Consider the following 10,751-nt stretch of genomic DNA (forward strand, 5'->3'; position numbering starts at 1 on the left):
AACAATCACGCTGGCTCCCTTTTTATCTTGTCGGATGATATAGTAGAAGAGATAAACAGGAATTGGAGTGGATGTATAAATGAAAATTGCACTGATTGAATCGCTGCGTGTCCCTGAAACACTGATCGAACGGCTGGCCCAGCCCATTAAAGACAAGGGTCATGAGTTTATCTACTATAACGAGAAGACTACAGATACAGATGAACTGATCGAACGAAGCAGAGATGCGGACATCGTCATGATCGGAAACAATCCCTTCCCGGAAGAAGTGGTCGATGCTTTGGACAAGACTCAGCTGATCAACGTCGCATTCACAGGTGTGGACCATGTAGGTAAAAAAGCGGCTGATCGAAAAGGCATCAGTATTGCTAATGCAGCAGGCTACTCGGATCAGTCTGTTGCAGAACTGGTCATCGGATTGACTCTGGCTGTCTACCGGGCAATCTCAAAGGGGAACGAGGATGTCAGATCAGTAGATTTCCCCGGCATGATTCAAGGGAGAGAAATCCACGGGAAGACAGTCGGCATTATAGGGACAGGCAACATAGGGCTGAAAACGGCTCAGCTATTCAAAGCCTTCGGAGCAGACCTGATCGGATACAGTCGCACAGAAAAAGAGGAAGCTAAGGATCTGGGACTTGTCTACAAATCGCTTGACGAGGTCTTTAAGGAAAGTGACATCCTTTCCCTTCATCTGCCGGTGACCGACGAAACGAAAGGACTCGTCTCTTCAGAAAAACTGGCTTTAATGAAATCATCAGCTATTCTGATTAATTGTGCGAGAGGACCGATCGTCGACAATCAGGCACTGGCTGATCTTTTGAACAAGGATGAGATCAGCGGAGCGGGTATCGATGTCTTCGATATGGAACCGCCACTTCCACAAGACTATCCTCTGCTTAAGGCAAAAAATGCGGTGCTGACTCCTCATGTGGCCTATCTGACAGATGAGGCAATGGTTAAGCGGGCGCATATAGCTTTTGACAACACCTTGGCTTTCATCGAAGGAAATCCTAAGAATATTATCAGGTAAAATAAAAACGGGCTGCCTCTTATCGAGACGGCCCGTTTCATTTTGTCCGATTTATTTGAATGCCAGTCTTAAATTGCATCCAGTTCGTTTTTCAGATACTTAGCCAGTTCAAGCATAGCAAATTGACCGGCTTCTTTTTCGGCATCTTCATTGTAGTTAGTGTTCGTATTGACGTCGTATGTGTAGACGTCGCCTTTCTCATCGATAATGAATTCCAGTGCAGCGACATCGATATTCTGAGCATTCAGAAAATGCGTGTAGCGTTCGATCTGGTCTTCCGGCAGACGGTCGATGATCTTGAACTTGCTATCTTCCTGAATCAGCTGTCCGTCAGGTCCAATCTGGCAGGCATCGGCCGGACACAACTCAAAGCCGTTGCTCGAATCAACTTTCACGGCATAGACGTATTCACGTCCGACAAATTCCGAGCGAATGATGTGGCCGTCTTCTGAACGGATATACTGCTGGATCAGACTCAGTCCGTCAATCGAATCTTCAAAATCGGGCCCATTGATGTACTCCTTCAGTTCATCCATTGTATAGATAAGCTGGACACCAAGCCCTTTACCAGCCCGGTTGTGCTTAATGATAAATGGAAACTCATTCAGCTTTTCAGCTGCCTTGATGATGTTGTCTTTACCGACAGCACCGATCGTATAAGGTGTTCTAATCCCACTGGCCTGAAGTGCAAGATACTGTTTGAGCTTGCTGACCTCAAGAGAGAGCGCGCCAGTCCCGTTAATGACTCTTGCCTCTTTCTGTTCCAGCCAGGTCAGAATCTGATCAGTCAGTTCCGGTGCGTAGCGGTGACCTCTCGTATGAGAAGAGGCACTCATCCGGTTGTAGTAGACCGCGTCTTCGGGCAAATCCTGTATATCGATCATGCCGTCTGACAAGTCCCATTCGTCATAAGGCACATTCAGTTCTTCCAGACGTCTGATCAAGTGTTTAGTCCAGTCCATATTTTCATGCAGAATAATTACTTTTTTCATTTAAACGTACTCCTTTGTCAGTAAACTCATTGTCTATTATCCGGAAAACACTTACTTTTTGCAAGTGTATAATCGTATAGAAGGAATTGAAGTGGTGCATAACTTAGGAGTGTGAGTATTCAACTGTCAATTACCTAGGTTTATTAAAACGGATGAAATCGAGTATATGGATGATATAAGTACATTCCCGGAACAATTGGAAGATGACCGAGGATTGTTTGACAGTGTAGCGCGAGAACTAATTGAAGAAGTAAATAACAAAGCCGCCTCAGAAGAAGAATCCGAAATGCCCCATTAAGGGCCAAATCGATACATCCTAGAGGGATCTAGCGACATTTTATAGGGTCATAAGGATATAAACTATAACTAGCGACTGTCTAATGGCAGCTAACAGCCAAGTAGTGAAATATACTACAGCTAGAAGCCATCTAGTGACATTAAAAAAGTGCATAAGAAAATAAACTATAACTAGAAGCCGTCTAATGGCATTTCACAGGCACGCTCGGAAATATAATACAGCTAGAGACCGTCTACCGACATTAAACATTCACATAAAAAAATAAGCTACAACTAGAAAACGCATAGGTATAGATTAGGTCTTAAATTTACTGTTGAAATGCAGCTAGGCGCTTCTTTAACTATAGTAGTGACTGATTTTAAAAAGCAAACTATAAGTAGAATTGATTTAATAGCTAACTACATAACATTACTAATAGGATGAAAGTGCCAGAAGTCACTTTCACATCGAATGTATAACCCGTTTCACTTGCCCACTAATACCAGTCATGTTAAGTTGAGAATAGAAGCAAAATACTGTAAAGGAGCGGATAATATGGGTCGTTTAGACGGAAAAGTCGCAGTCATTACAGGTGGAGCAGGCGGAATGGGTAAGATGCATGGCAAGTACTTTGTCAAAGAAGGGGCAAAGGTTGTCATCGCTGATCTGGAGTCTTCAGATGGGAAACAGGTAGCAGATGATCTGGGAGACAATGCAGTCTTTATTCCGATTGATGTTACGAATGAAGAAAGCTGGAAGACGCTTATCGATAAGACGGAGGAAACGTTCGGACCGATTTCAGTACTAGTGAACAATGCTGGAATTGTCGCATCCAAGTCAATTGAAGATACAACACTGGAAGGGTACAGAAAAACGATTGAGATCAACCAGGATGGTGTCTTTCTTGGAATCAAACTTGTTCTGGAATCCATGAAAAAAGCTGAGAACGGATCGATCATCAATATCTCCTCAGTTGCTGGAATGGTCGGAAGCAATAACAATATCGCTTATATTGCATCCAAATTTGCTGTAAGAGGCATGACGAAAGCAGCGGCAGCCGAATATGCGCCTTATGGCATCCGTGTCAATTCAGTGCATCCGGGAACGATTCGTACACCAATGACCGAACAGGAAGACGTTAAAGAAATGGTTCAAGATACGATCAGCAAGACACCATTAGGACGGCTTGCGGAGCCTGAAGAAATTACTAACTTAGTACTATACTTGGCTTCTGATGAATCCAGTTATTCCACTGGAGCGGAATTTATCGCAGATGGCGGACTGATTCAGGTCATGTAAATAGACAAAGAAAAAATCGCCTGTTATTTCAGGCGATTTTTTTGTGCAGCAAACCATTCTGATGCTGCTTGAACTTCTGTTGAGGTCAGCTGGTGACCGAAGTTTTCCCAGTGAAGGGTCACTTCAGCTCCTGATTCGGATAACAGATTTTCCAGTTCGGTTGATTCTTCCGGCGGGCAGATCGGATCATTTGTACCGGCCCCGATGAAGACAGGCAGGCCAGTCAGGTCCGGAAGATCAAGTCCTCTTAAAGGAACCATCGGATGATGAAGGATTGCCCCGGCAAGTGCATCACTGTAATGGAAAAGCAGGCTTCCGGCAATATTTGCGCCATTGGAATAACCTACAGCGACTACTTTCCTACGGTCAAAACCGTATTCTTCAGCAGCTTTGTCTAGAAAGCTGTTCAGTTCTTTCGTCTGAAACTTAAGGTCGTCCTCATCGAATACGCCAGGACCAAGTCGTTTAAAGTAACGGGCCATGCCGTTTTCATTGATGTTTCCAAGTACACTCAACACATTTGCATCAGGATCAATCACGTCTGCAAGTGGAAGCAGATCGCGTTCTGATCCTCCAGTGCCGTGCAGCAGCAGTAAAGTCAGGTCAGTTGTGTCGGTTCCTTTATTGAAAATGTGTTCCATTACTCTCTCTCCTTTAAATTGATTAAGCTTAAAATTAGTTTAACAGAGGAAGCACACGATTAAGCTCATCTCTATGCTTTTCATATTGTTCAGGCAGCTTCAATGACTCACCGAGACTGTCCAGTGGTTCATCTGCAGTAAAGCCGGGAGTATCTGATGCGATCTCAAACAGCAATTTACCATATTCTCTGAAATAAAGAGCTTTGAAGTAGTTTCTATCCTTGACTTCTGTGACCTGATAACCTTTTTCTCTCACATGTTTCTGCCACTCTAGATGATCGGTTTCGTCGGATGCACGCCAGGCTATATGGTGAACAGTTCCGATGCCCATGTCTCCTAATGAATAAGCTTCTAGTGGGATATCGATGGTATGACCTGATGGCCCTTCAGTTGTCAGCCGTATCACGTTATCTTCTTCAGATAATTGATTGAGCCCCATTGTTCCGGTCAGCGTTTCAATAGTCGCTTCCGGGTTGGTGGAGAACAGTACAGCGCCAGCAAATCCTTTAATTGCCACTTCTGGAGAAAGGCCATCGCTGGACCAGGTGTTTTGAGAACCGGCTTCGCGTTCGACTAGTTCAAGCTGCAGACCATGGACATCTTCAAACTGAAGGACAGTTTCATTGAAGCGGGTGGTTTTATGCACCACAATCCCTTTTTCTGTCAGACGATTTTCCCAGAAGGAAAGACTTTCTGGAGGAACGGCAAAGGAAGTGACACCGACTTGTCCGCCGCCGATCTGTCCCTGAGCGCCACTCGTCCAAGGGAAGAAGGTGATGATCGTACCGGGTTCAGCTGTCCCGTTTCCGAAGTATAGATGATAAGTCTGTGGATCGTCGAAATTCACTGTTTTTTTGACCAGTCGCAGCCCAAGTATGGAAGAATAGAAGTCAGCGTTTTCCTGTGGATGCCCGACAATAGCGGTGATGTGATGAATGCCAGATGTTTTTTTCATGAATAGTGCCCCTTTTTTTTATTACGAATTCGAGATATTATATAGTAAGTATACCAACTTCTTACTTTTTGTCAACAGTAAGACATCAATGAAGCGGAGATTAGTCTAACTAGCACATTCCGGTTAACTGGTAATACAGATCTTGCAAGTTGTTCGATTGAAATTTCGTTCTATGATAGTGATGAGAGAGGTGCTGACTCACGAAAACAGTGTAAACATGATAAGATAAAGGAAGAGACTGTCGATGAACTGAGTAAATATAGAATCTGGTGGGGCAGTTATTTTTCACAGATAACTGAGGATAAATGACGAAAGGCCTTATACTGAATGAAGGTGATGGAGCATTTGAAATCAATTCATCAAATCCAGAAGTTCATTGGCAAAGACAAATATTTAACAGATGCGGAGAAAGGGGAAAAAGATAGATGAAAGCATGGACAATCAACAAACCTGGGGGAAGAAATCAGCTGACTAAAGTGGAAAGAGAAAAGCCTGTACCGGCCGAAGGGGAGATTCTTATAGAGGTAAAGGCAGCCGGTATCAACCGTACGGATACGCTGACGAGGCAGAATACAGATCTTGAAAAGCCTTATCCCATTTTGGGTTTGGAAGTCAGCGGAGTAGTAGCCGAAAACCACTCGGAGCATACCCACTTAACAGAAGGCACACGGGTCATGGGGCTGGTTAATCATGGGGGATACGCCGAGTATGTGACCATGCCGGCCGATCGGGCTATGGTGATCCCTGAATCTCTGACCTTTGACGAAGCCGCCGCAATACCCGAGGTGTTCCTGACGGCCTATCAGACTCTTTACTGGCTCGGAGAACTGAAACAGCATGAAAAAGTACTTATTCACGCAGCTGGAAGCGGAGTAGGCACTGCAGCGATTCAGCTCGCTCGTTACCTCAGTGAAGCAGCAGTTGTAGCGACAGCCGGTCAGCCTGAAAAACTTGAACTGGCCAGAGAACTTGGCGCGAGCATTGGAATCAATTACAAGAAGGAAGCTTTCGATGAAGTCGTTCTGCAGCAGACAGGTGAGCATGGAGTGGATGTCATACTGGATTTCGTTGGGGCATCATACTGGGAAAAGAACTTAGCCAGTTGTTCGGTAGATGCACGGTGGATCCTGATAGGGACATTAGGAGGCGCGATGGTAGAGTCGGTCTCTCTAGGTGACCTGATGAAAAAGAGGATCGCTTTAAAAGGTACACTACTCACCCCTAGAAGCGATGAGTATAAAGCTGAACTGACCAGAGAATTTTCTGAAGCCTGTCTGCCTCTATTTAAAGAGGGAAGGCTCGCACCGGTCATTCATTCGGTTGTACCTTTCAGTGACCTGCCAGAGGCGCACCGTCAGATGGAAGACAATGAGAACTTAGGAAAGATCATTCTATCTCTTGATGACTGATTTTTTATTAACAAATTTACAAGAATAAAAGTATTCACCAGTAAGCATCATACAAAATGATCCCGTCTGACTTCCAGAAGTTTTTCTCTAAAGCAGACGGGATTTAATGTAGAAAAGGTGCTGGCTTTCGCGATTCGCAGAATGTTTAACAAAGCTTTTCTTAATAGTAGTATTCAGACTCTTCGATTTCAGCTGTGATTGAACGGTAGTTGCTCTGAAGGGTTTCTGGATATTTTTGACTTCATAGTAGAGCTCGTTGAGCATATCGATGTTTCGACCGATGGTTTCTTTCGTACTCCAGTCAGAAAAGATATTATCGAAGAAAATATCAAAGAAGCGGTGCATTTCACCGAGTTCCTCGTAAGTCAGATCTGTTTCCATCTGAACATCCTTCAGTTCCTTCTTGTATCGGGCGATGGCCGTCTCAAGGTGGGTCAGTTCTTTTTCTGCCTGATCTATTTTGTTGTATTTAATCAGGTCAGTGAATAATCCGTCTGAAAACAGATCCCAGGTGGCCATGGAATCAGCTGAATCAAGTTTGTCTAGCGTGGCATCGAGCCTGTCCAGAACAGTCTGTCCGGCTTTATACGCTTCGTTTATTTCCTTGATCTTATCCTTCAGTTCCAGTCGTTTCTGGCGTTCCTGAGTCAGTTTCTCCGTGAATGAATCATCAGACAGTGACAGCTCACGCTTGAGAACATTCAGTCTTCTTTCTGTATCCTGAACCTGTTCACTCAGCTGTGTTTAGTTTTAATTGTCAAATTGCCGAATTTAGTTGGTTCAGAAAGCAGCTGAACCGTCCAGATTAATTCAATTACTGAACGGTGCTATAGGAAAAGAGCTTAGAGTAAAGACTACAAGCTCTTTTCCTATAGGTTTGCTGTTTCAGGACACTGATAATCTTACTCAGTGTCTCCGGTCAGATCTTCAATCGAATCAATATCCATATATTCAGGAACAACTAGCCCGATTATCGTGCCTTCCATGTTGACCCCCATATCGACGATGTCGTCACCGTATGCTTCAAGATACGTGCCCTGTGTTGTCGGCAGCCATGGCGCAACAGTTGCATCTACTTCACCTTGAGCAAGTGCCTGGAAGAGAATGGATGGATCGACATTTGATACAGTAACATCAAATCCGTGTTCTTCAAGGATCTGTGAAATGACTTGTGAAGATGCACGTTCCGAATCCCATGGGAATGACCCAAGTTCAATCGACTGCCCGTCCACTTCTTCTATACCTTCGACCCAGCTATCAGTAAGGTCACGATTCTCTTCGATCCAGTCTGATGCTGCTTCGTCGAATTCCATATCCTGGGCATTAAGCATGATCTGCTGCATATCATCGACTTCCCAAGAGAAGTTTTCCAGGATAGCGTACGCTTCAGGCATATCTTCTTCAAAACCTATACGGGACATGGTGTGGACAAACTCGCTGTCGCCATAAATACCTTCAGGATCCTCAAGAAACTTCAAATCATACATCTCGAACTTATAGTGTGGGGTCCAGCCGGTAACGACTAGTGGTTCTTCATTTGCTATAGCCGAGTCAATCTGACCCATCATTCCTGCAGTTGAACTTGTTTCCAGCTCCCAGTCGCCCAGGTTATCATACGCATTCAGAGCCTGTTCAGTTGTTTCGGTAATACCAGCACCAGGTTCTATACCAGTGATTGTGTATTCCAGCTGGTCGCCTATGCTGGCGTCTTCCCCGTTCTGTGCTGCATCGTCTCCACAAGCGGCCAGGAGTAGTCCGGCTGAAGCAAGAGAAACGAGTTTTAAAGGTGTTGATTTAATCATACGTGTTGTGTCCTTCATTAGTGATTTTAGTATTTCATGAAAATTTCATTGAATTTTCACTCCGCATATTACCGTAGCATAAATAGTTGTATGAGGCAAAAATTGACAGAATAGGAAGAATCTGATAGAAGAAAATTAATCGCCTAATCGGTATAGGGTAAATATCTTTGAAAGATTATTAGAATTCTCTCATTTTGTAATTCAAACCGGAACTAATGGATCGTTTCTCATTTAATCGGGATGTTTGATAGTAGAAACTGGCGCTTCGATTAATGGAGGGGTATCATGAACAGGAAGGAAATGTTAAGGAGGGAATGCAGGTGAAGAAAAGACAGTTGGGAACTACTGGAATTAAGGTATCTGAAATAGAATTTGGTGCCTGGCAGTTAGGAAATGGAACAGACTGGTCCGAAATGAGTGACTGACAGGCAGTTCGTCTGGTTCACGAAGCATTGGACCAGTGATGCAATTTCTTTGATACGGCGCCAACATATGGGGGGCGGCAAAAGCGAAAGCATTTTAGGTCAGGCTCTTTCAGGGAGACGGAACAAAGTTCTCATCAGCAGTAAGTGCGGGCATCAGGCTGATAAGGTGACAAATTTTGAACCGGGTGACTTGATCAACTCAGTAGAAGACACATTGAAGCGTCTGAATACCGATTATCTGGACAGTCTGCTGCTTCACAATGCTCCCTTCGACCATCTGAACGGGTCTTCTCCCCAGTTTGATGTGCTGAAGCAGCTTAAGAAAGAGGGGGAAATCCGAGCGTATGGTGCATCTGTCGATACAGGAGAAGAACTGAAGGAAGTCATCACCACATCGGACAGTACCGTTATCGAAGTGATGTTCAACATCCTTTATCAGGAACCTCTGGAACAGATGACTGCGGCTTATGATAAGGGAGTAGGACTGATAGTCAAAGTGCCGCTCGATTCGGGATGGCTGACCGGAAAGTATGATGCGGACAGTACATTTACAGGAGTAAGGAGCCGCTGGAGCAAATCGGATATCGAATATAGAGGGGCGCTAGTTGATAAAGTCCGAGGAATTATTGGACCGGACGCCTCGATGATCGATGCAGCTCTTCAGTATATTCTTTCTTACCGGGAAACAGCGACGGTTATCCCAGGTATGCGGACGAGTGAGCAGGTTAGAGGAAATCTGTCAGTGGCTGATGTGCCTATGTCTGAAGAAATGAAGCAAACGCTGAGACAATTCTGGATAGAGGAAATTGAAGGCAAAGATTTTCCATGGTAAAGCAACTAAGTAATTGATTTAAGAGTCGCCAGAAAAAAAACGGGCCCATATTCCTGAAAACAGGAATCAGACCCGAAAGTCCAGCCTGCCTAGGCGTCCGCATTCATTTTTACAAAAGCTAGACCGCCGAGTTCATTTGAAGAGATAAACCCTAGAGATCGGTAAAAGGCCTTAGTTTCTTCGCTGTCGTCGGTCATCAGAACCGTCTGCCTGATATAGTCGAATGCTTCAAGCGTAGACTGCATCAGTTTACGACCGATTCCTGACCTCTGATAGTCAGGTCTGACCAGGATATCCTGGATATAGACAATCGATGCATGGTCGATCACCACCCGGATGAGTCCCACAAGGCGATCGCCGTGCCAGGCAGACTTGTGATAGGCACTGCCGTCAAGCAGTCGGGCCATTTTGTCCGGATGATCAGTATAGCCGGTCCACTCGACACTGGCATATAGATCCGTCAGTACAGAAACGGATATCGGACTGTTTGTCTTGTATGTAATAACAGGATAATTTTTAGTCATATAAGCACTCCAATTCACATTGTCGTAGTTTAATCTTAGTATACCTGGAAAAGAGTATAATAAAATTGAATATTGAAGAAACAGATTGATTAGAATTGAAAATATTACATGAAACTATCAGCCGGAAGGATGTCAAGAATGACTGAACAATTAAAATATGAACCGGAACTAATTTTCTATGTCGGAAGTGCACTGCTTGAAGGGCCCGTATGGGATGAATCGAACCAGCAGCTGTATTTTATTTCCATATCAGATGGAATCATCTATCGTTTCAATCCGGAAACAACCGAATTGACTACTTACTTAACTGATGGCCCCGTCGGAGCAGCGGTTCTTGATAATGAAGGCAAGCTCTTGTCTGCTGAAAAAAGCGGGATCTACCGTATCGATCCGGAAACAGGAGAGCGGACATTTATCTGTCAGCCCAATAAGGATGATCGACTGCGCTACAATGACGGGAAACTGGATCCCAAAGGACGATTTTTCATTGTAGAATAGGAAAGTATAAAGTTTTACCCGCTAGAAAGCCTATCACCTCAAACGTTAATCACTATCACTTGAT

General features: G+C 44.3%; 11 protein-coding genes. 5 read left to right on the forward strand and 6 right to left on the reverse strand.

The annotated features are described in order from the left end of the window. Positions 1–79: 79 nt before the first annotated feature. Positions 80–1,033, forward strand: a complete 954-nt coding sequence (locus ABFX15_RS07780) for a 2-hydroxyacid dehydrogenase (protein ID WP_346024894.1) — start codon at positions 80–82, stop codon at positions 1,031–1,033. Positions 1,034–1,101: 68 nt separating this feature from the next. Here ABFX15_RS07780 and ABFX15_RS07785 read toward each other — a convergent pair whose 3' ends face one another. Next, positions 1,102–2,025, reverse strand: coding sequence for an ATP-grasp domain-containing protein (locus ABFX15_RS07785; protein ID WP_346024895.1), 924 nt, complete (start codon positions 2,023–2,025; stop codon positions 1,102–1,104). Between the two features lie 832 nt (positions 2,026–2,857). On the opposite strand from ABFX15_RS07785, the gene ABFX15_RS07790 reads away from it, so the two are divergent. Then, positions 2,858–3,601, forward strand: coding sequence for a glucose 1-dehydrogenase (locus ABFX15_RS07790; RefSeq protein WP_346024896.1), 744 nt, complete (start codon positions 2,858–2,860; stop codon positions 3,599–3,601). Between the two features lie 23 nt (positions 3,602–3,624). Here the strand turns inward: ABFX15_RS07790 and ABFX15_RS07795 are convergent, their stop codons facing one another. Next, a complete protein-coding gene (locus ABFX15_RS07795) occupies positions 3,625–4,242 on the reverse strand; it encodes an alpha/beta hydrolase (RefSeq protein WP_346024897.1) in 618 nt (205 codons plus the stop codon). Positions 4,243–4,276: 34 nt separating this feature from the next. Beyond that, positions 4,277–5,197 carry a VOC family protein gene (locus ABFX15_RS07800; RefSeq protein WP_346024898.1) on the reverse strand — a complete coding sequence of 307 codons (921 nt, stop codon included), beginning with the start codon at positions 5,195–5,197 and terminating at the stop codon, positions 4,277–4,279. A 425-nt stretch (positions 5,198–5,622) separates the two neighbouring features. On the opposite strand from ABFX15_RS07800, the gene ABFX15_RS07805 reads away from it, so the two are divergent. Next, entirely contained in the window at positions 5,623–6,606 is a 984-nt protein-coding gene (locus ABFX15_RS07805; protein ID WP_346024899.1) for an NAD(P)H-quinone oxidoreductase, read from the forward strand. 87 nt (positions 6,607–6,693) lie between these two features. On the opposite strand, the gene ABFX15_RS07810 is transcribed toward ABFX15_RS07805, so the two are convergent. Beyond that, a complete protein-coding gene (locus ABFX15_RS07810) occupies positions 6,694–7,125 on the reverse strand; it encodes a hypothetical protein (RefSeq protein WP_346024900.1) in 432 nt (143 codons plus the stop codon). Between the two features lie 383 nt (positions 7,126–7,508). After that, a complete protein-coding gene (locus ABFX15_RS07815) occupies positions 7,509–8,408 on the reverse strand; it encodes a glycine betaine ABC transporter substrate-binding protein (protein WP_346024901.1) in 900 nt (299 codons plus the stop codon). Between the two features lie 474 nt (positions 8,409–8,882). Between ABFX15_RS07815 and ABFX15_RS07820 the strand changes: the two genes are divergently transcribed. Then, on the forward strand, positions 8,883–9,665 hold the full coding sequence (locus ABFX15_RS07820; protein WP_346024902.1) for an aldo/keto reductase: 783 nt from the start codon (positions 8,883–8,885) through the stop codon (positions 9,663–9,665). A gap of 89 nt (positions 9,666–9,754) precedes the next feature. Here ABFX15_RS07820 and ABFX15_RS07825 read toward each other — a convergent pair whose 3' ends face one another. Then, positions 9,755–10,189, reverse strand: coding sequence for a GNAT family N-acetyltransferase (locus ABFX15_RS07825; protein WP_346024903.1), 435 nt, complete (start codon positions 10,187–10,189; stop codon positions 9,755–9,757). A 138-nt stretch (positions 10,190–10,327) separates the two neighbouring features. Between ABFX15_RS07825 and ABFX15_RS07830 the strand changes: the two genes are divergently transcribed. Beyond that, positions 10,328–10,687: an SMP-30/gluconolactonase/LRE family protein gene (locus ABFX15_RS07830; RefSeq protein WP_346024904.1), complete on the forward strand. Its 360-nt coding sequence runs from the start codon at positions 10,328–10,330 to the stop codon at positions 10,685–10,687. Positions 10,688–10,751 lie beyond the last annotated feature (64 nt).

This window comes from Alkalibacterium indicireducens, from assembly GCF_039522005.1.
In the GTDB taxonomy this organism is placed as follows: domain Bacteria; phylum Bacillota; class Bacilli; order Lactobacillales; family Carnobacteriaceae_A; genus Alkalibacterium; species Alkalibacterium indicireducens.